At 60.9% G+C, this 17,634-nt stretch carries 22 protein-coding genes and 1 riboswitch; of the genes, 9 read left to right on the forward strand and 13 right to left on the reverse strand.

Translation table 11 applies throughout. The features are described 5' to 3' along the window. Nucleotide 1: 1 nt before the first annotated feature. On the reverse strand, nt 2–634 hold the full coding sequence (locus tag V6M90_RS07225) for a LysE family translocator (protein WP_003171850.1): 633 nt from the start codon (nt 632–634) through the stop codon (nt 2–4). An 85-nt stretch (nt 635–719) separates the two neighbouring features. Between V6M90_RS07225 and V6M90_RS07230 the strand changes: the two genes are divergently transcribed. The 3 genes from V6M90_RS07230 (at nt 720) to V6M90_RS07240 (ending at nt 3,559) form a co-directional block, all read left to right on the forward strand. After that, nucleotides 720–1,685 (forward strand): 2-hydroxyacid dehydrogenase, encoded by a 966-nt coding sequence (locus V6M90_RS07230; protein WP_332846258.1) that lies wholly within the window; start codon nt 720–722, stop codon nt 1,683–1,685. 30 nt (nt 1,686–1,715) lie between these two features. Then, a complete protein-coding gene (locus tag V6M90_RS07235; protein WP_332846259.1) occupies nt 1,716–2,714 on the forward strand; it encodes a class I SAM-dependent methyltransferase in 999 nt (332 codons plus the stop codon). A gap of 50 nt (nt 2,715–2,764) precedes the next feature. Then, nucleotides 2,765–2,886, forward strand: a riboswitch (yybP-ykoY riboswitch). An 88-nt stretch (nt 2,887–2,974) separates the two neighbouring features. Then, the gene (locus V6M90_RS07240) at nt 2,975–3,559 is read left to right on the forward strand and encodes a TMEM165/GDT1 family protein (RefSeq protein ID WP_005784895.1); all 585 of its coding nucleotides are present in this window, start codon (nt 2,975–2,977) and stop codon (nt 3,557–3,559) included. An 88-nt stretch (nt 3,560–3,647) separates the two neighbouring features. On the opposite strand, the gene V6M90_RS07245 is transcribed toward V6M90_RS07240, so the two are convergent. From V6M90_RS07245 to V6M90_RS07260, 4 genes are all read right to left on the reverse strand, one after another. Beyond that, nucleotides 3,648–4,466 carry a M48 family metallopeptidase gene (locus tag V6M90_RS07245; RefSeq protein WP_003171846.1) on the reverse strand — a complete coding sequence of 273 codons (819 nt, stop codon included), beginning with the start codon at nt 4,464–4,466 and terminating at the stop codon, nt 3,648–3,650. A gap of 124 nt (nt 4,467–4,590) precedes the next feature. Beyond that, a complete protein-coding gene (locus V6M90_RS07250) occupies nt 4,591–5,211 on the reverse strand; it encodes an SOS response-associated peptidase (RefSeq protein ID WP_003171844.1) in 621 nt (206 codons plus the stop codon). A gap of 36 nt (nt 5,212–5,247) precedes the next feature. Beyond that, complete coding sequence (locus V6M90_RS07255) at nt 5,248–5,508, reverse strand: putative signal transducing protein (RefSeq protein ID WP_003171843.1); 261 nt, start codon at nt 5,506–5,508, stop codon at nt 5,248–5,250. An 11-nt stretch (nt 5,509–5,519) separates the two neighbouring features. After that, a complete protein-coding gene (locus tag V6M90_RS07260; protein WP_141064030.1) occupies nt 5,520–5,702 on the reverse strand; it encodes a CPXCG motif-containing cysteine-rich protein in 183 nt (60 codons plus the stop codon). Between the two features lie 132 nt (nt 5,703–5,834). Between V6M90_RS07260 and V6M90_RS07265 the strand changes: the two genes are divergently transcribed. Then, on the forward strand, nt 5,835–6,998 hold the full coding sequence (locus V6M90_RS07265) for a 1-acyl-sn-glycerol-3-phosphate acyltransferase (RefSeq protein ID WP_003171842.1): 1,164 nt from the start codon (nt 5,835–5,837) through the stop codon (nt 6,996–6,998). Between the two features lie 74 nt (nt 6,999–7,072). Here V6M90_RS07265 and V6M90_RS07270 read toward each other — a convergent pair whose 3' ends face one another. Further along, entirely contained in the window at nt 7,073–7,330 is a 258-nt protein-coding gene (locus tag V6M90_RS07270; RefSeq protein ID WP_305428516.1) for a hypothetical protein, read from the reverse strand. A 184-nt stretch (nt 7,331–7,514) separates the two neighbouring features. Between V6M90_RS07270 and V6M90_RS07275 the strand changes: the two genes are divergently transcribed. After that, nucleotides 7,515–7,724: a hypothetical protein gene (locus V6M90_RS07275; RefSeq protein ID WP_003171840.1), complete on the forward strand. Its 210-nt coding sequence runs from the start codon at nt 7,515–7,517 to the stop codon at nt 7,722–7,724. Nucleotides 7,725–7,781: 57 nt separating this feature from the next. Here the strand turns inward: V6M90_RS07275 and V6M90_RS07280 are convergent, their stop codons facing one another. Beyond that, entirely contained in the window at nt 7,782–8,369 is a 588-nt protein-coding gene (locus tag V6M90_RS07280) for a YajG family lipoprotein (RefSeq protein WP_053131509.1), read from the reverse strand. Between the two features lie 195 nt (nt 8,370–8,564). Between V6M90_RS07280 and V6M90_RS07285 the strand changes: the two genes are divergently transcribed. Both V6M90_RS07285 and mqo read left to right on the forward strand, forming a co-directional pair. Continuing rightward, nucleotides 8,565–8,798, forward strand: a complete 234-nt coding sequence (locus V6M90_RS07285) for a hypothetical protein (protein WP_078823668.1) — start codon at nt 8,565–8,567, stop codon at nt 8,796–8,798. A 678-nt stretch (nt 8,799–9,476) separates the two neighbouring features. Beyond that, the gene (gene mqo, locus V6M90_RS07290) at nt 9,477–10,985 is read left to right on the forward strand and encodes a malate dehydrogenase (quinone) (RefSeq protein WP_003171834.1); all 1,509 of its coding nucleotides are present in this window, start codon (nt 9,477–9,479) and stop codon (nt 10,983–10,985) included. A 54-nt stretch (nt 10,986–11,039) separates the two neighbouring features. Here mqo and V6M90_RS07295 read toward each other — a convergent pair whose 3' ends face one another. The 4 genes from V6M90_RS07295 to V6M90_RS07310 all read right to left on the reverse strand — a co-directional run bounded on the left by V6M90_RS07295 (nt 11,040) and on the right by V6M90_RS07310 (nt 13,083). Beyond that, nucleotides 11,040–11,327, reverse strand: a complete 288-nt coding sequence (locus tag V6M90_RS07295; RefSeq protein WP_003171833.1) for a PA4642 family protein — start codon at nt 11,325–11,327, stop codon at nt 11,040–11,042. A 206-nt stretch (nt 11,328–11,533) separates the two neighbouring features. Continuing rightward, nucleotides 11,534–12,019, reverse strand: a complete 486-nt coding sequence (locus V6M90_RS07300) for a hypothetical protein (protein ID WP_003171832.1) — start codon at nt 12,017–12,019, stop codon at nt 11,534–11,536. A gap of 35 nt (nt 12,020–12,054) precedes the next feature. Further along, complete coding sequence (locus V6M90_RS07305) at nt 12,055–12,522, reverse strand: WbuC family cupin fold metalloprotein (protein WP_003171831.1); 468 nt, start codon at nt 12,520–12,522, stop codon at nt 12,055–12,057. Nucleotides 12,523–12,525: 3 nt separating this feature from the next. Beyond that, nucleotides 12,526–13,083, reverse strand: a complete 558-nt coding sequence (locus V6M90_RS07310) for a hypoxanthine-guanine phosphoribosyltransferase (protein ID WP_003171830.1) — start codon at nt 13,081–13,083, stop codon at nt 12,526–12,528. Nucleotides 13,084–13,247: 164 nt separating this feature from the next. Here V6M90_RS07310 and upp point away from each other — a divergent pair, with 164 nt between their 5' ends. Together upp and V6M90_RS07320 are read left to right on the forward strand one after the other, a co-directional pair. After that, complete coding sequence (gene upp, locus V6M90_RS07315) at nt 13,248–13,886, forward strand: uracil phosphoribosyltransferase (protein ID WP_003171828.1); 639 nt, start codon at nt 13,248–13,250, stop codon at nt 13,884–13,886. Between the two features lie 2 nt (nt 13,887–13,888). After that, nucleotides 13,889–15,163 (forward strand): uracil-xanthine permease family protein, encoded by a 1,275-nt coding sequence (locus tag V6M90_RS07320; RefSeq protein WP_003171827.1) that lies wholly within the window; start codon nt 13,889–13,891, stop codon nt 15,161–15,163. Between the two features lie 63 nt (nt 15,164–15,226). Here V6M90_RS07320 and hisC read toward each other — a convergent pair whose 3' ends face one another. Together hisC and hisD are read right to left on the reverse strand one after the other, a co-directional pair. Continuing rightward, nucleotides 15,227–16,279 carry a histidinol-phosphate transaminase gene (hisC, locus tag V6M90_RS07325; protein ID WP_332846260.1) on the reverse strand — a complete coding sequence of 351 codons (1,053 nt, stop codon included), beginning with the start codon at nt 16,277–16,279 and terminating at the stop codon, nt 15,227–15,229. Between the two features lies 1 nt (nt 16,280). After that, nucleotides 16,281–17,606 (reverse strand): histidinol dehydrogenase, encoded by a 1,326-nt coding sequence (hisD, locus tag V6M90_RS07330; protein WP_003171825.1) that lies wholly within the window; start codon nt 17,604–17,606, stop codon nt 16,281–16,283. Between the last annotated feature and the right edge of the window lie 28 nt (nt 17,607–17,634).

Raw genomic sequence — 17,634 nt, forward strand, 5'->3', positions numbered from 1 at the left:
CCTATTTCATGCTGGTGAATGCCAACTTCACACCGATGGCAATCAACACCGCGCCCATGGTCCGATCAAACCAGTGCCCCATCCGCGCAAACCCCGCTCGCACACGCTGCTGGCTGAACAGCATCGCCACCATGCAAAACCACAACGCGGTCGCCACCGCCAGGTACACGCCATAACCGGCCTGCACCGCCAGCGGCGTGTGCGGGTTGATCACCACCGTGAACAACGACAGGAAGAACAACGTCGCCTTGGGGTTCAAACCATTGGTCACAAAGCCCGCGGTAAACGCACCGCGCGGGGTGCGCTCGCCGGCTTCACGGTGCAGCTCGCCGTCGGCGGCAGGCTTGGCCGGCTGCGCACGCAAGGCTTTGAAGCCGATGTACAACAGGTACGCCGCCGCCGCCCATTTCAGCGCGTTGAACAACACGATGGACTGGGACACGATCAGGCCGATCCCGAGCAACGAGTAACCGACGTGCAGGAAGATCGCCGAGCCCACGCCCAATGCGGTCCAGGTACCGGCGCGACGACCGTGGGTCACGCTTTCACGCACCACCACGGCGAAATCCGGGCCGGGGCTGGCTACCGCCAACAGGTGAATCAAGGCTACGGTCAAAAACTCGGCGAGGTACATGCTCACTCCAATTACGTAACGGATTATTTCATCTGATAGGCTCGGCAGATTACGCCTTCGAACCCTGTCGCAAAAGGTACAGTTGATGACGAACAATCGCCGCGCCGTCTTCCTTGATCACCCCTCCCTGGACCTTGGGGACCTGGACCTCAGCGCGTTGCGCAGCAGCTTCAGCGACCTGCAGCTATTCGAACAGACCACGCCGCAGAACGTGATCGACCGCTTGCAAGGCGCTCAAGTCGCGATCAGCAACAAGATCGTTCTCAACGCTGAAACCCTTGCGGCCTGCCCGGAACTCAAGTTGATCCTGGTATCGGCCACCGGCACCAATAACGTCGATCTGGACGCTGCCCGCGCCCATGGCATCACCGTGAGCAACTGCCAGGGTTACGGCACGCCGTCGGTGGCGCAGCATACGATCATGCTGTTGCTGAACCTGGCGACGCGCTTGAAGGACTACCAACAGGACGTGGCCGCCGGCAAGTGGCAGGAAGCCAAGCAGTTCTGCCTGCTGGACCATCCTATCGTCGAACTGGAAGGCAAGACCCTTGGTCTGCTGGGCCACGGTGAGCTGGGCAGTGCCGTGGCGCGCCTGGCCGAAGCCTTTGGCATACGCGTGCTGCTCGGCGCCATCCCAGGGCGCCCTGCCCGCGCAGATCGCGTGCCACTGGATGAGTTGCTGGCCCAGGCCGATGCGATCACCCTGCACTGCCCGCTCAACGAACACACCCGCGATTTTATCGGCGCCCGTGAACTGGCACTGCTCAAGCCGGGCGCGTTTGTGGTCAACACGGCGCGTGGAGGATTGATCAATGAACAGGCCTTGGCTGATGCCTTGCGCAGCGGTCACCTGGGCGGCGCGGCCACTGATGTACTGAGCGTGGAGCCGCCGGTCAACGGCAACCCGCTGCTGGCCGGCGATATCCCGCGACTGATCGTTACGCCGCACAATGCCTGGGGTAGCCGTGAAGCACGGCAGCGCATCGTCGGCCAACTGGCGGAAAACGCTAGGGGCTTTTTCAACGGCGCCCCGCTGCGTGTCGTCAGTTGATAAACTGCGCCCCTTTTCAAGGAGCAGACCATGGATCCGCGCAGTGAAGTACTGCTTCGTCAGGCCGAACTTTTTCAAGGTAACTTGCTGTTGGTGGGCCTGCCCGCCGACGATCTGCTGGGGCGCCTGCCCAACGCCCATGGCTGGTGCTGGCACGCCGGCGACCAGGCGGCGCTCGATGCGCGTTTCCCGGAGCGCAGCCAGTTTGGCGTGAATGTGCCGGAGCGCACGTTTGATAGCGCGGTGATTTTCCTGCCCAAATCCAAAGACCTCACCGACTACCTGCTCAACGCCGTGGCCGCACGCCTGCCCGGCGCCGAGCTGTTCCTGGTGGGGGAGAAAAAAGGCGGCATCGAAAGCGCCGCCAAACAGATGATCCCCTTCGGCAAACCGCGCAAGCTCGACAACGCGCGGCATTGCCAGCTGTGGCAAATCACCGTGGCCAACACGCCGCAAGCGGTGGCGCTGGAAAGCCTGGCGCAGGTCTTCGAGGTGCCCTTGGCCGAAGGGCCGCTCAAGGTCGTGAGTCTGCCGGGCGTGTTCAGCCATGGCCGCCTGGACCGAGGCACCGAGTTGCTGCTGGCGCATATGGACAAACTGCCCAGCGGCCATTTGCTGGACTTCGGTTGCGGCGCCGGCGTGCTGGGGGCTGCGGTCAAACGCCGCTATCCGCACAACAGCGTGACCCTGCTGGATGTGGACGCGTTTGCCGCCGCCAGCAGCCGCTTGACCCTGGCCGCCAATGGCCTGGAAGCCGACGTGCTGACCGGTGATGGAATCGACGCTGCGCCGATGGGTTTGAATGCGATTTTGAGCAACCCACCGTTCCATGTCGGGGTACACACGGATTATTTCGCCACCGAAAACCTGCTGCGAAAAGCGGCCAAACATCTGGCAAAAGGTGGCGAACTTCGCCTGGTTGCGAATAGTTTCCTGAAGTACCAGCCACTGATCGAAGAGCACCTGGGCGTGTGTGCGGTGAAGGCCGAGGGCAATGGTTTTCGCGTCTACCGCGCCAAGCGCCCCTGACGGGCGTTTGAAAAAGAGGGCTTGCCGAATGGGTTTTGCCTAGGCAGAATCCGCTCCGTCCTAGGGGAGTAGTCTCCCACGAGCGAAATGCTCGTCCGGCATACGTCAACATACTTGGTCAGCAGACCATGGCGTATGCGACCCAGGAGTCCGCACAGACGGACCGGGGTTTGACAAGACCTATGACACGCACACCTTACCCGGGGCGGGAAGGCTGTACGTGTCATAGCCGTGTCGACCCGCCCCTGGAAACCTACCTGATGCTGGATTCATTACTCGTTCCTACCGCAATCGTTGCCTTGGCCGAAATCGGCGACAAGACGCAACTGCTCGCGCTCATTCTCGCGGCTCGCTTTCGCAAACCCTGGCCGATCATCGCCGGTATCGTAGCCGCGACATTGGCCAACCATGCGGCCGCTGGTGCCGTGGGTGCCTGGTTTGGCAGTTTTTTCTCGGATGCGGTATTGCATTGGATCCTCGCGGCGAGCTTCTGCGCCACGGCATTGTGGACCCTGGTGCCGGACAAACTCGACGATGACGAAGCCAGCACCACACGCAAGTTCGGGCCATTCCTGACCACGCTGATTGCGTTCTTCCTCGCGGAAATCGGTGACAAGACCCAGATCGCCACGGTGATGCTGGCCGCGCAATATCCGGAGCTATGGCTGGTGATTATCGGTACCACCCTGGGCATGTTGATTGCCAACGTGCCGGTGGTTCTGGCGGGGAATTTCGCGGCGGAGAAACTGCCGCTGACGTTGATTCGTCGATTGGCGGCAACGGCGTTCTTTGTGCTGGCGATCGTGGCTGTCTACAAAGCCATGCAGAGCAGTGGCTGGATCTAAGGATCCAAGCCTGCAAAACCAACCCAATGTGGGAAGGGCAAGTCGAATCGTTGCACCGCCCCTCCCACATCTGGATCTTCATCAAGCCTTAGGATTTCTTGGCCTGTTGATACAGCGGCATCACCTTCGGAATCGCCGCCTGCAACGAGGCGATACGGCTGTCGGACGCCGGGTGAGTGCTCATGAACTCTGGCGGAGCGCCTTCGGAAGCCTTGGCCATTTTGTTCCACAACGTGATGGCCGCGTTCGGGTTGTAGCCGGCGCGGGCCGACAACTCCAGGCCGATCAGGTCGGCTTCGTTTTCATTGCTGCGGCTGTTGGGCAAGGTCATGCCGTAGTTGGCCACGGTGTCGGCCAGCGCCAGGCTGTCCTGCCCCAGGCCGAACAACGCGCCGGCGCCCTGCTTGGCCATTTCGATACCGTAGGCCTTGGACATCGCTTCACGACCGTGCTCGCGCAAGGCGTGGGCGATTTCATGCCCCATCACCGCAGCCAGTTCATCATCGGTAAGCTTGAGATTGTCGATCAACGCGCTGTACACGAGGATCTTGCCGCCAGGCCCGCAGTTGGCGTTCATCTCATCGCTCTTGATCAGGTTCACCTCCCAGTTCCATTGGGCGGCATCCGCACGGAAGGTCGGCGCCTGCGCGATCAGGCGCTTGGCGATGGCCTGCACACGCTTGGCGTTGGCGCTGGTCTTGTCCAGGACGCCTTTGCCACTGGCTTCACCCAGGGTCTGCTGGTAGGACTGAGCATACATCTGGTCGACTTCCTGACTCGACAGCATGCTGAACATGTATTGCTTGCGCTCAACCCCAACGGCACCGCCGCTGGTGGTGTTGACCGACTGACACCCTGCCAGCAGCATCGCCGCCGCCAATACGCTTACCGCCAATGTTTTTTTCATCAACACTCTCTCCCTGGAAAACGGCCTCAAAACATGGCGCGTATCGTAGGCGCTCATTTGTATCGGCGCCAGATACACCAGACGTGCAGTCGCTAATTTTCGGATACATCCCACAGTCGCCGGGCTAAGCCGGCGTCAGGCACTCCGGGCCATTGAGCTTGGGATCGTTGACCATGTTGGCCAGGACCCGCTCACGCAATGCGACGGGCTCACTGGCCAACAGCCACTGCAACACATGCAACGGCGTCTCGGGATCGAGCCAGGCGGCCTGCCCCGCCGCATCCAGAATCAGCGGCCGGCGCTGACTCTGTGCGGCCTGGGTCACCACCGCGGTGCTCAGCCACACCTGCTCCTGCACCGGGTAGGCCTCCCAGATCGCGGCAAAAAACAAGGTGGAGCCCTCCCCCGGCGTCAGCCAGTACGGACGCTTGCGCTGGGTGCCGCGCCACTCGTAGAACCCATTGGCGGGCAGCAGGCAACGGCGCTGGCGGAACGCCTCGCGAAACATCGGTTGTTCGGCCAGGGTTTCGGCGCGGGCATGGGCCGGAGTGCGGGACAGGTCGGTGAGCCAGGGCGGCGTGAGGCCCCAGCGGGCGCGGGCCAGGGTGCGCTGGCCGTCGGCGGCGCGCTGGATCAGCACCGAATCATTCGGGGAGATGTTCCACTGGGCCTGCTGGTCGGCCGGAAAGCCCGGCAAGGCAGCAAAGGCGGGATTCCAGCGAAACAGGGCATAACGTCCACACATGGGGCAACACGACTCTTGGGTAAACCGACCGACAGCCTAACAGACCAGCACGTCGGGAAAGCTGTCGGGTTCATCGCCGGGCAAGGGTTGTGCGCCGATATAGGCAGTAATCAGCTCGCGAGCATCAACAGCTCGGTCGTTATCCACCTCCAGCCCCAACAAGCCGAAGATCGGCAGCTCGCCGGTGCCGCCGAGCAAATGGCGCCCCACCAGGTGCGCCTCGATGCCCTCGCTGGCGAGCATCTGTTGCAGCAACTCGCCTTCCATGAGGTTTTCCGGTTCGTAGATTCGCTGCATCGCCTTACCCGCTATTCATTTTCGCTACGGACCTCGAGCATCCACTCGTCACCATGTACCTGCAGGTCGAAAATGACCGGTCTGCAACACACCTGACAGTCTTCTATGTAAGCCTGATCTCCGCCGGACAAATCCACCGCCGTTTCGACCTCTTCACCACAATAAGGACAATGGTACGTCGCAGTTTCCAGCATCGCAGTCTCCCAAGTGACTTGTGCGTATAATCGCCGGTCTATTTACAGGGTTATTTTCGGCCAGGCCCATTACCTGGTCCGCACCCTGGTATTTCCTTTACTTACCCTAGCCGTTTCTAACAAGAGAGCATGATGGGCGAATTCGATACCATCCGACCTTACAACGACAGCGAAGTCCCGGCAGTGCTGGACCGGCTGTTCAGTGACAAGGCCTTTCTGGACATCCTGACCCACTTCCGCTTCCCACGCTTCGCCGGCCCCCTGGGCTGGCTGCTCAAGCCGATGATCGCCCGCAAGCTGCGCCGTGAATTCGCTGGTGTCACCACCGTGGCGACGCTGCAGGATAAAGTCGAGTACTACGTCGACCACACCATCGACCGGGCGACCGACGGCGTGACCTACACCGGCGTCGAACAGCTCAAATCGGGCACCGCCTACCTGTTTCTGGCCAACCACCGCGACATCGTGATGGACCCGGCCTTCGTCAACTACGCCGTGTACCACGCCGGCCTGCCGACGCCGCGTATCGCCATCGGCGACAACCTGCTGCAAAAGCCGTTTGTCAGCGACCTGATGCGCCTGAACAAGAGCTTTATCGTGCACCGTTCGATCACCGGGCGAAAGGAGAAGATGGCGGCATTCAACCTGCTGTCCGCCTACATCAACCATTCGATCCGCCACGATTGCCAGTCGATCTGGATCGCCCAGGCCGAAGGCCGTGCCAAGGATGGGGATGACCGCACCGAATCGGCGATCCTGAAGATGTTCCACGTCAGCCGCAAGGACGAGCCGTTCGCCGAAGTGATCCAGTCGCTGAACCTGACGCCGGTGTCCATCAGCTACGAGTACGACCCGTGCGACTCGGCCAAGGCACGCGAGCTGTATATACGCGCCACCACCGGCACCTACGTCAAGGCGCCGGGCGAGGATGACGTGAGCATTGCCTTGGGTATTACCGGCTACAAAGGCCGCGTGCATATCAACTTCGCGCCGCCGATTACCGAGCGTTTCGAAGACACCAAGGTACTGGCCGTGGAAATGGACCGGCAGATTCTGAGCGGTTATCGGTTGTTCCCGGTGCACTACCTGGCATACGCCCAGTGGAGCGACGCCGACCCGCAACTGCAGGTGCCCAAAGCGGCCGAGCTGTTCCCCGCGGAGGAACTGGCCAAGGCGAAAGCGGAGTGGGAGCGGCGCTTGAACGAATGCCCGGCAGAACACCGGCCCTACCTGGTGGTGCAGTATGCGACGCCGGTGCGTAACCAGTACCGTGTTAAAGCAGGCATTGCCCTGTAAACACAGAGCAAACAATGTGGGAGGGGCGGTGCGACGATTCGACTTGCTCCCTCCCACATTTGCTTGCGGCGTCCTTAGAGATGGGTGCTGAGCCAGGAGATGGTCAGTGCCAGTCCCAGGCAGACGAAGCCGATTCGGTACGCCACACGGTTCGCCCGCTCGGTGCGTACATCCAGAAACAGCATGGGTTGGTCGATCGCGCGGTCTTCACTTTGCGTGGCCAGGTCGGTCATTGCGCGTTGCTCGCGCAGGCGGGTCATGCACAGCAGTGCGGCACCCGGCAGGGCCACGGCTAACGCTACAACGTTGATCAAAAGTGCGGGCAGTGCCATCGCAAACCTCAGTGACGCAGTATCCGGGTATCGGCTCAGCTACAAACCTGAACGATAGTGGCGTCCAGCACCAAAAATGCTCCATCCCCCATGAACGGCTAATGTATCCAGTAATTTACAGCGTCACCTGAACGTCACCTTAACAAGCCACTCTGTTGCCCTTCGAACATACCGGGAGCTTGTCATGTTGCACGCGCACAACCAGGATCGGCTGTATCTGATTGCCCAAAGCGATGAGCAGGAAGCGCTGATCGGCGGTCTGGCGTTCAACGTTCAGGATCGCCACTGGCTGGTGTATTGCGCCCTTGGCGGGCACCAGCATGCGGACTGGCCGGAGGCCGACCTGTTGACGGGCGTGAGCCTGCTGGACTTCTGTATCGACACCGCGGCTTGAACGATCAGGCACAAAAAAACCGGACTCATCACTGAGCCCGGTTTTTTTGTTGGAGGGTTATTGCGAACTGAGCAGCGAACCGATGCTGGGGTCCTTGAACAGACGCGTCAACGCGTCACTCAGGACATCGCTGACCAGCTTGGTGTTGGTCTCCTGGTTCGGCGACATGCCAAAGCGCTGGTTCAGCGACGCACCGTAACGGCCGCTGTAGCGACGAGTGCCGGCGGTGACGTCGGACTTGAAGGTTGCGCCGATGGCGGCTTCAGTCACATACAGGCCTTCCTTGGGCGACTGATACTTCAGTTCGGCCAGGGTAATGGTCAACTGGGGAGCGCCGGGCGCGTTAGGGCTCGGCGTGAAGCCAAGCAGGCGTACGGCGGCTTCAGCCTGGGCCTGCAGCTTGGGCAGCACGTCCTGGCCGGTCACGGAAATGAGCGCGGTCTCGGGGTACAAGCCACCACGGGAACCCAAGGTCGGCGACGGACGACCATCCACCACCCGCACCGACACCGGCTGGCCGTGACCCACCGGGGCCAACTGCGTGGTGAGCTTCGGTTGCGGGCTGAGTTGTTGCGGGCTGTTGGCGCAGCCAACCAGGGTCAAGCTGGTCACAGTGATCAAACCGAACAACAGGCGTTGCAACATGCGCTTCTCTCCAGAAAATCAGGTACCGACAGGCCGGCAGTATACCGGGGCGCCGCCGCAGGGAACCAGCATCAGTTACAACCTATGACCCACTGATCCGACAGCGGTTCGCTGTCACCGATATGTCATCGCCGTTACATCGGCCCGTCATCCCGGCAAGGCACGCTTAGCCTCAATCTCAGGAGGTCCATGGCCATGCAATTTCTCTTCTCGCTGTTTAGCCGCAAGCCCGCCCCTCGCCGGTTTGCCCGGCTCGATGCGCAAGGCCGCTGCCAGGCGTTCAAGGAATGCAGCCAGCCGCCCGTAGGCGAAGGCTGGGTGGAAATCGATGAAATTCGCCTGAGCTGGATGCACCATCCATTACCCGCCCGCGCCCGTGTCAGCGCACGCCCCGTGCAGTCGTCGCGGCACCAGCCGTTGGCCGCCTGACCGAATACCTAATAAAAGTCATAAAACACGCCCATTTCCCTGACGTTCTTCGCTACAATCTCCCCCCGATTATAAGGACGTCTCCTGATCGGGCCTCGCAGTACGTTAATGCCTCGGTATTAACCCCCCAAGAATCGCCCACAGAGAGCCGCCCACACAGATCGAGTGAAGCTGGCGCGCTTGCTGTTTCCTTTGCAAACCACCCGCCTCTACCGAATCTGCCAGAGCTGCCATTGCGCTCGGCCACCGTGCCAGGCCGGGGCAGCCCTTTTTTGAGGTTCACGTCTTCAAAAGAGCGTGAAAAAACGGGTTTTCACAACTTCACAAGAGTGTGGCGAGCAAATGAATAGTTTGGCGTTTGTACAAGCACCATCAGCGTCTGGAACAGCCCAATCACACAGGACCGAGTATTCCTCAATCACCGGAGCTTGAGCCTGTCCGCTACGGATTGATTGCACGAATTGCACGCTTTGACCATAAGTCGAATTGCCACAGACGCCCATGAATGCGTTCATAGGCGAATGAGGCAGGCAGGAAGCGTGCGCTGACGTTGCAAAGAATTGCGAAACGGACATGGCGATCCTGGCCATGGGTAACCTGGGGCAACACGTGAACCGCCCCGTCACTCCTGGCAGCCATGCCGTCAATTTGGTGCTGCAGATTTTGGAGACGCGTTAAATGGCGCATAACGAAGCAGTCGACGTAGTTCTGGTAGGGGCCGGCATCATGAGTGCCACCCTGGCCGTACTGCTCAAAGAGCTCGACCCCGGCCTCACGCTGGAAGTCGTTGAGCTGATGGATTCGGGTGCCGCGGAGAGTTCCAACCCGTGGAACAACGCCGGTACCGGCCACGCCGGGCTGTGTGAGCTGAACTACACGCCCCAGGCCGCCGATGGCTCCATCGACATCAAGAAAGCCATCCACATCAACACCCAGTTCGAGGTGTCGAAGCAGTTCTGGGCGTACCTGACCAAAAAGGGCACCTTTGGCTCGTCCAAATCCTTTATCAGCCCAGTGCCGCACCTGAGCTTCGTGCAGGGTGAAAAAGGCGTTTCGTTCCTCAAGAAACGTTTTGAAACCCTCAGCCGGCACCACGCGTTTTCGGATATGCACTACACCGAAGACCGCGGCGAAATGGCTGAGTGGATGCCGCTGATGATGCCGGGCCGCCCGCTCGACGAAAAAATCGCCGCCACTCGCGTCATGAACGGCACCGACGTCAACTTCGGCGCCCTGACCAACCAATTGCTCGGCCACCTGACCAGCTCGCCGGACGCCCAGGTCAAATACTGCAAGCGCGTCACCGGCCTCAAGCGCAACGGCGCCGGCTGGACTGTAAGCATCAAGGACGTCAACAGCGGCAACAGCCGTGAGGTCGACGCCAAATTCGTGTTCCTTGGCGCCGGCGGCGCGGCCCTGCCGCTGCTGCAAGCCTCGGGTATCGAAGAGAGCAAAGGCTTTGGCGGTTTCCCGGTCAGTGGCCAGTGGCTGCGTTGCGACAACCCGGAGGTGGTCAAGCACCACCAGGCCAAAGTCTACAGCCAGGCCGCCGTGGGCTCGCCGCCGATGTCCGTACCGCACCTGGATACCCGCGTGGTGGATGGCAAGAAGTCCCTGCTGTTTGGACCCTACGCCGGTTTCACCACCAAGTTCCTCAAACACGGCTCGTTCCTTGACCTGCCGATGTCGATTCGCGCCGGTAACATCGGCCCGATGCTGGCCGTGGCCCGCGACAACATGGACCTGACCAAGTACCTAGTCAGCGAAGTGCGCCAATCCATGGAGCAGCGCCTGGAGTCCCTGCGTCGCTTCTACCCTGAGGCGAAAGCCGAAGACTGGCGCCTGGAAGTGGCCGGCCAACGGGTGCAGATCATCAAGAAGGACCCGAAAAAAGGCGGCGTGCTGCAATTCGGCACCGAGCTGGTCGCGGCGAAGGACGGTTCGCTGGCGGCGCTGCTGGGCGCCTCTCCAGGCGCGTCGGTGACGGTTTCGATCATGCTGGAACTGATCGAACGCTGCTTCCCGCAGAAAGCTGCCGGTGAGTGGGCGACCAAGCTGCACGAGATCTTCCCGGCTCGGGAGAAGGTGCTGGAGACGGACGCCGAGCTGTATCGCAAGATCAACACGCAGAACAACATCAGCCTTGAACTGGTTGAGCAAAGCAACGAGGCCGAAAGCTACGCTTGAGGCATTGCTGCAATAAAAAACGCCCCTCGGGGCGTTTTTTTACGGCTCGAATAATCAACCGCGAGCTTTTTCGATCAGCTCAACGTACTCAGCGGCGTGGCGCTGGTCCTTGATCAGATCAACAAACGTCTGGCCATGCTCATCCTTGCCATCCAGGTCCAGGCCGGCGTCCTTGAAAAACCCCAGGAACCGCTCGAAATCGTCGATGCGCAGGCCACGGTAGGCCTTGATCAGCTTGTGCAGGGACGGTGAAGTCGCGTCGACCGGCTCGAAGTCCAGGAACAACTTGATCTGATCGTCGCCGATCTCGTCACCAATCACCTGTTTCTTATCTTTACGCATTACCGACTCCAGCCTGCAGACATTTACACGGGCCTTGAAGTCTACCTGCGAGACGCAAGCTGCGAAAGCGCTGAAGAAACCCTGTGGGTGGGGCGGTGCGACGATTCGACTTGCTCCCGACGGCAGAGTATCAGGCACAGATTTATTGGCTGACCCACCGTCATCAGGAGCAAGCCCCTCCCACATTTGGATTTTCAGTGTTTTTACTATTGGGTACGGACTGCACCGGTATGCAGGTCCGCCCAGATATGCCCATTGGCATAACTGAGAAACTGCACATACAGCGTGTCATTGCGCAGCAGGTCGACGATCACACGGTATTGGGCAACGGGATAAGACAGCGTCAGGGTCTTGGTCTTGTCGTCAAACACCGGCTTCTTCAGGCTTTTGCTTTCGGCGTCGAAGTTGAGCACGACTTGGCTGATGGTCGCGCCCTTGTTCAGGGACTTGCCCTTGAGGCGGATCATCAGCGGCGAGGTCACCGGAATCGGCTGTTGGTTGGATTGACGCTGGTTGCCCACCACCACCGCATACTCAGTGACTTGTAACAGTTGCTGCTGGTCAGGGCTTTCGGCGCGCAGGGTCAGATCGTCCGGCGGCAGGAACTGCGCATGCATCGGCGCGGGCGCCGCGGCCAAGGGCAGACTGAGGGTCAGCGCCAGGGCGGCGCAAGTGCGTATCAACAGGCTCATGGGCCGCTCCGTGCGAGATGGCCCAGCACTGTAGCTCAATCGAACTGGGCAAGCATCCAGCGTAGATACTCGACCACATCGGCATCGCCTTCACGCGGCGCCCAATCGGCCAGCTCACCCTCGCCCACCGGACGATAAGGCCCGGCCTTGCACTCGAACATCACCGTATCAGGCGCAAGCACGACAAGACCGTGGAACACGCCAGGCGGCAAATCAACGCCCGCGCACTCGCCGCCCGCCTGCATCACGCGCTTGGCGATGACGTCACCGGCGTCATTGAACACCAGCAAACCCAGGCTACCCTTGAGCACCAGCAAGGTTTCCGCCTTGTCCGCGCTCAAGTGCCGATGCGGCGGTACATAGGTGCCTGGTTGCAGGCCCACGGCCAGGCGATGACACGGCTCTTCCATCTGGTGGAAGTTATGGTGGTAACGCCCGCGAGGGCTGGCGTCCGCTTTCTCGGCCAGTTCGGCAAACAGTGTCTGATCAAGAAAGCGAGTCATGACTTACATTCCTTTGACGGCGTAGATCCCATTGGCGTTGCGCCAGTAACCTTTGTAATCCATGCCGTAACCAAAGATGTAGCGGTCAATGCACGGCAGACCGACGTAATCGGCTTTCAGGTCCGGACGGGCCTTGCGGTCGTGGTCTTTGTCGATCAGCACGGCGGTGTGCACTTTGCGCGCGCCGGCGTGTTTGCAGAAGTCGATGATCGCGCCCAGGGTGTGACCTTCGTCGAGAATGTCGTCGATGATCAGCACGTCGCGGTCAATGAACGAGACTTCCGGCTTGGCCTTCCAGAACAGGTCGCCGCCGGTGGTTTCGTTGCGATAACGCGTGGCGTGCAGGTAGGACGCTTCCAGCGGGAATTGCAGATGGGTGAGCAATTTGCCGGCGAAGATCAGGCCGCCGTTCATCACGCAGAACACCACAGGGTTGGTGTCGGCCAGTTCGCGGCTGATGTGCGCGCCGACCTTGGCGATCGCCTCTTCGACTTGCGCTTCGGTGTACAGGCAGTCAGCCTCGCGCATGATTTGACGGATATGCTCGAGATCAGCGGACATGGCGCTCTCCAAGGGGGTGCTGTGGCAAGAAAAGCGGGCGAAGGTACGCTTCTCGTGCGCTCCGAGCAAGCCTTAATGGACTAACGTACTAGATGTCTATAGGACAACACTCTCGGATAGATTAATCTAGGCCGGTTTTTTTGCCCGCTGCCGGAGCCTTTCCCATGCCCACTCGCGAGATCCGCCACCCGCTGATCCGACACAAGCTCGGCCTTATGCGCCGCGCCGACATCAGCACGAAGAATTTCCGTGAGCTTGCTCAGGAAGTCGGAGCGTTGCTCACTTACGAAGCCACCAAGGATCTGCCCTTGGAAACCTACGATATTCAAGGCTGGGCGGGCACCGTCCAGGTCGAGAAAATCGCCGGCAAGAAGATCACTGTAGTGCCGATCCTGCGCGCCGGTATCGGCATGCTCGAAGGTGTACTCAGCCTGATCCCGGGCGCCAAGGTCAGCGCCGTGGGCGTGGCCCGCAATGAACAAACGTTGCAAGCCCACACCTACCTGGAAAAACTCGTCCCGGAAATCGACGAGCGCCTGGCGATGATCATCGACCCGATGCTCGCCACCGGCAGCTCCATGGTCGCTACCATCGACCTGCTGAAAAAAGCCGGCTGCAAGGACATCCGCGCCATGGTGCTGGTCGCCGCGCCCGAAGGCATTGCCGCCGTCGAGAAAGCGCACCCCGACGTGCAGATCTATACCGCCTCCATCGACGAGCGCCTGAATGAACACGGCTACATCATCCCGGGCCTGGGCGATGCCGGTGACAAGATCTTCGGCACCAAGCAGAAGGACGCGTAAGCATGCAGGATGAATTCAACGACCCGCTTTGGCGCCAGATCCTGTCTGGCGCACAAATGCTTTTCGTAGCATTTGGCGCGTTGGTGTTGATGCCACTGATCACAGGTCTTGATCCAAACGTCGCCCTGTTCACCGCCGGCCTGGGCACGCTGTTGTTCCAGGTGGTGACAGGTCGGCAGGTGCCGGTATTCCTGGCATCGAGCTTTGCCTTTATCACCCCGATCATCCTTGCCAAGGGCCAGTTCGGCCTCGCGGCAACCATGGGCGGCGTGATGGCGGCCGGTTTCGTCTATACGTTCCTGGGCCTGGCGGTGAAGATCAAGGGCACCGGCTTTATCGACCGGCTGCTGCCACCGGTCGTGATCGGGCCGGTGATCATTTCCATCGGCCTGGCCATGGCGCCGATTGCCGCGAACATGGCGATGGGCAAGTCCGGCGACGGTGCCGAGCTGATTCATTACCAGACGGCGATGATGATCTCGATGCCTGCGCTGCTCACCACGCTGATCGTGGCGGTCTTCGGCAAAGGCATTTTCCGCCTGGTGCCGATCATCTCGGGCGTACTGGTGGGTTTTGCCATGGCGTTCTACTTTGGCGTGGTCGACACGGCGAAGATCGCCGCCGCGCCGTGGTTCGCCTTGCCCCACTTCACCGCGCCGGAATTCAACTGGCAGGCCATCCTGTTTATCGTCCCGGTGGCCCTTGCCCCGGCGATCGAACACATCGGCGGTGTGATTGCGGTGGGCAGCGTGACCGGTCGCGACTACCTGAAGAAGCCTGGCCTGCATCGCACCCTGCTGGGTGACGGCATTGCCACCACGGCAGCCGGCCTGTTCGGCGGCCCACCGAACACCACCTACGCCGAAGTGACCGGCGCGGTCATGCTGACCAAGAACTACAACCCGAAGATCATGACCTGGGCCGCGGTGTTTGCCATCAGCCTGGCGTTTATCGGCAAGTTCGGCGCACTACTGCAGAGCATTCCGGTACCGGTGATGGGCGGGATTCTGTGCTTATTGTTCGGTTCGATTGCGGCAGTGGGCATGAACACGCTGATCCGCCACAAGATCGACCTGGGCGAGGCGCGTAATTTGGTGATTGTGTCGGTAACCCTGGTATTCGGCATTGGCGGTGTGTTGGTCGGCACCGGCACCGGCCCGGATGATTTCGGCCTCAAGGGCATCGCCCTGTGTGCGGTGGTAGCGATTGGTTTGAACCTGTTGCTGCCGGGCAATGATGGTTGGAAGAACAAGAAGCCGGATGAGCCACTGCTGTAATTAGCAACACAAAACCAATGTGGAAGGGGGCTTGCTCCCTCCCACATTTGATTTCAGCGCCTGTTAGAGCTCGCCGAGACCATCGATCAGCGCCTGGTTCTGCTCCGGCGTACCGATGCTGATCCGCAGGAATTGAGCAATTCGTTCCTGCTTGAAGTGACGCACGATCACACCCTGCTCACGCAGCTTGGCGGCCAACCCGGCAGCATCATGTCGTGGGTGGCGGGCAAAGATGAAGTTGGCCGCCGAAGGCAGCACCTCAAAACCTTTGGCCTCCAACTGCGCGACCAGCGTGTTGCGACTGTCGATCACCTTCTGGCAGGTCTTCTCGAAATACTCACGATCGTCGAACGCCGCCGACGCGCCGGCAATCGCCAGGCGATCCAGGGGGTAGGAGTTGAAGCTGTTCTTGACCCGCTCCAGCGCTTCGATCAGGTCCGGATGGCCCACGGCCAGGCCCACACGCAAACCGGCCAGTGAGCGCGATTTGGACAGGGTCTGGGTTACCAGCAGGTTCGGGTAACGGTCCACCAGGCTGATGGCGGTTTCACCGCCGAAGTCGATGTAGGCCTCATCCACCACCACCACGGAGTCCGGGCTGGCCTTGACGATCTGCTCCACCGCGTCCAGCGCCAGCACGCAGCCGGTCGGCGCGTTCGGGTTGGGGAAGATGACCCCGCCATTGGGCCTGGCGTAGTCCGCGACACGGATCTGAAACTGTTCGTCCAGCGGCACCGGCTCGGACTCAATGCCGTAGAGGCCGCAGTACACCGGATAGAAGCTGTAGCTGATGTCCGGGAACAGCAGCGGCCGGTCGTGCTGGAACAGACCGTGGAAGATATGCGCCAGTACCTCGTCGGAACCGTTGCCAAGGAACACCTTGGCGGCGTCGATGCCGTAATACCTGGCCACGGCCTGCTTGAGCAGGTCGCTGTTGGGGTCCGGGTACAGGCGCAGGTTGTCGTTCAACTCGGCCTGCATCGCGGCCAGCGCCTTCGGTGAAGGGCCGTAGGGGTTTTCATTGGTGTTGAGCTTGACCAGCCTGGTCAGCTTCGGCTGTTCGCCGGGCACGTAAGGGACCAGGTCCTTGACGAAGGGGCTCCAGAATTTGCTCATCTCAATTACCTTTCTTGTCGTCAAGGATGCGATATTCCGCGCTGCGGGCGTGGGCGCTCAGGGATTCGCCACGGGCCAGTACCGAAGCGGTCTTGCCCAACTCGGAGGCGCCTTGTGGCGAGCAGAAGATGATCGATGAACGCTTCTGGAAGTCATACACCCCCAGCGGCGACGAGAAGCGCGCAGTGCCGGAGGTGGGCAACACATGGTTGGGACCTGCGCAGTAGTCGCCCAGGGCTTCGCTGGTGTGGCGCCCCATGAAGATCGCACCGGCGTGACGAATCGACGGCAGCCAGGCTTGTGGGTCGGCCACGGACAATTCCAGGTGCTCCGGCGCGATGCGGTTGGCTACTTCGATGGCCTGCTCCATGTCGCTCACCAGGATCAACGCACCACGGCCATTGATCGATTTCTCGATGATCTCGGCGCGATCCATGGTCGGCAGCAGCTTCTCGATGCTGGCGGCGACCTTGTCGAGAAACTCGGCGTCCGGGCTGACCAGGATCGCCTGGGCGTCTTCGTCGTGCTCGGCCTGGGAGAACAGGTCCATGGCGATCCAGTCCGGGTCGGTCTGGCCGTCGCAGACCACGAGGATTTCCGAGGGGCCGGCGATCATGTCGATGCCGACCTGGCCGAACACGTGGCGCTTGGCAGTGGCCACATAGATGTTGCCCGGACCGACAACCTTGTCGACCTTCGGCACGCTCTCGGTGCCATAGGCCAGCGCCGCCACGGCTTGAGCACCGCCGATGGTGAACACGCGATCGACACCGGCGATGCAGGCCGCCGCCAGCACCAGCTCGTTGATTTCACCACGCGGGGTCGGCACCACCATGACCACTTCGGTCACGCCCGCCACTTTGGCCGGGATCGCGTTCATCAGCACGGACGACGGATACGACGCCTTGCCACCCGGTACGTAAAGGCCGGCGCGGTCCAGCGGCGTAACCTTCTGGCCCAGCACGGTGCCGTCGGCCTCGGTGTAGCTCCAGGAATCCTGTTTCTGTTTTTCGTGGTAGCTGCGCACGCGCGCCGCCGCGACTTCCAGGGCTTCGCGCTGCGGCGCGGTAATGCGCGTCAGGGCCAGCTCCAGGCGTTCGCGAGGCAGGATCAGGTCGGCCATGGACTTGACGTCCAGACCATCGAACTGACGGGTGAAATCCACCAGCGCCGCGTCACCGCGTTCGCGCACGGCCTTGATGATGTCGAGTACTCGCTGATTGACCGAGCCGTCGGACACGCTTTCCCAGCTCAGCAGATGATCCAGATGATGGGCGAAATCCGGATCGGCAGCGTTGAGTCGGGCAATTGCAGTGGACGTGGTCATAGCGAGGGCCTCAATAGAATTGGCAAAA

Origin of the sequence: Pseudomonas lactucae (genome assembly GCF_036688725.1) — a bacterium.
Lineage (GTDB): Bacteria > Pseudomonadota > Gammaproteobacteria > Pseudomonadales > Pseudomonadaceae > Aquipseudomonas > Aquipseudomonas lactucae.

Bases quoted from the DNA above. Each gene is read 5' to 3' on its own strand.
- V6M90_RS07225 (WP_003171850.1), bottom strand. From the start codon at position 634: ATGTACCTCGCCGAGTTTTTGACCGTAGCCTTGATTCACCTGTTGGCG.
- V6M90_RS07230 (WP_332846258.1), top strand. From the start codon at position 720: ATGACGAACAATCGCCGCGCCGTCTTCCTTGATCACCCCTCCCTGGAC.
- V6M90_RS07235 (WP_332846259.1), top strand. From the start codon at position 1,716: ATGGATCCGCGCAGTGAAGTACTGCTTCGTCAGGCCGAACTTTTTCAA.
- V6M90_RS07240 (WP_005784895.1), top strand. From the start codon at position 2,975: ATGCTGGATTCATTACTCGTTCCTACCGCAATCGTTGCCTTGGCCGAA.
- V6M90_RS07245 (WP_003171846.1), bottom strand. From the start codon at position 4,466: ATGAAAAAAACATTGGCGGTAAGCGTATTGGCGGCGGCGATGCTGCTG.
- V6M90_RS07250 (WP_003171844.1), bottom strand. From the start codon at position 5,211: ATGTGTGGACGTTATGCCCTGTTTCGCTGGAATCCCGCCTTTGCTGCC.
- V6M90_RS07255 (WP_003171843.1), bottom strand. From the start codon at position 5,508: ATGCAGCGAATCTACGAACCGGAAAACCTCATGGAAGGCGAGTTGCTG.
- V6M90_RS07260 (WP_141064030.1), bottom strand. From the start codon at position 5,702: ATGCTGGAAACTGCGACGTACCATTGTCCTTATTGTGGTGAAGAGGTC.
- V6M90_RS07265 (WP_003171842.1), top strand. From the start codon at position 5,835: ATGGGCGAATTCGATACCATCCGACCTTACAACGACAGCGAAGTCCCG.
- V6M90_RS07270 (WP_305428516.1), bottom strand. From the start codon at position 7,330: ATGGCACTGCCCGCACTTTTGATCAACGTTGTAGCGTTAGCCGTGGCC.
- V6M90_RS07275 (WP_003171840.1), top strand. From the start codon at position 7,515: ATGTTGCACGCGCACAACCAGGATCGGCTGTATCTGATTGCCCAAAGC.
- V6M90_RS07280 (WP_053131509.1), bottom strand. From the start codon at position 8,369: ATGTTGCAACGCCTGTTGTTCGGTTTGATCACTGTGACCAGCTTGACC.
- V6M90_RS07285 (WP_078823668.1), top strand. From the start codon at position 8,565: ATGCAATTTCTCTTCTCGCTGTTTAGCCGCAAGCCCGCCCCTCGCCGG.
- mqo (WP_003171834.1), top strand. From the start codon at position 9,477: ATGGCGCATAACGAAGCAGTCGACGTAGTTCTGGTAGGGGCCGGCATC.
- V6M90_RS07295 (WP_003171833.1), bottom strand. From the start codon at position 11,327: ATGCGTAAAGATAAGAAACAGGTGATTGGTGACGAGATCGGCGACGAT.
- V6M90_RS07300 (WP_003171832.1), bottom strand. From the start codon at position 12,019: ATGAGCCTGTTGATACGCACTTGCGCCGCCCTGGCGCTGACCCTCAGT.
- V6M90_RS07305 (WP_003171831.1), bottom strand. From the start codon at position 12,522: ATGACTCGCTTTCTTGATCAGACACTGTTTGCCGAACTGGCCGAGAAA.
- V6M90_RS07310 (WP_003171830.1), bottom strand. From the start codon at position 13,083: ATGTCCGCTGATCTCGAGCATATCCGTCAAATCATGCGCGAGGCTGAC.
- upp (WP_003171828.1), top strand. From the start codon at position 13,248: ATGCCCACTCGCGAGATCCGCCACCCGCTGATCCGACACAAGCTCGGC.
- V6M90_RS07320 (WP_003171827.1), top strand. From the start codon at position 13,889: ATGCAGGATGAATTCAACGACCCGCTTTGGCGCCAGATCCTGTCTGGC.
- hisC (WP_332846260.1), bottom strand. From the start codon at position 16,279: ATGAGCAAATTCTGGAGCCCCTTCGTCAAGGACCTGGTCCCTTACGTG.
- hisD (WP_003171825.1), bottom strand. From the start codon at position 17,606: ATGACCACGTCCACTGCAATTGCCCGACTCAACGCTGCCGATCCGGAT.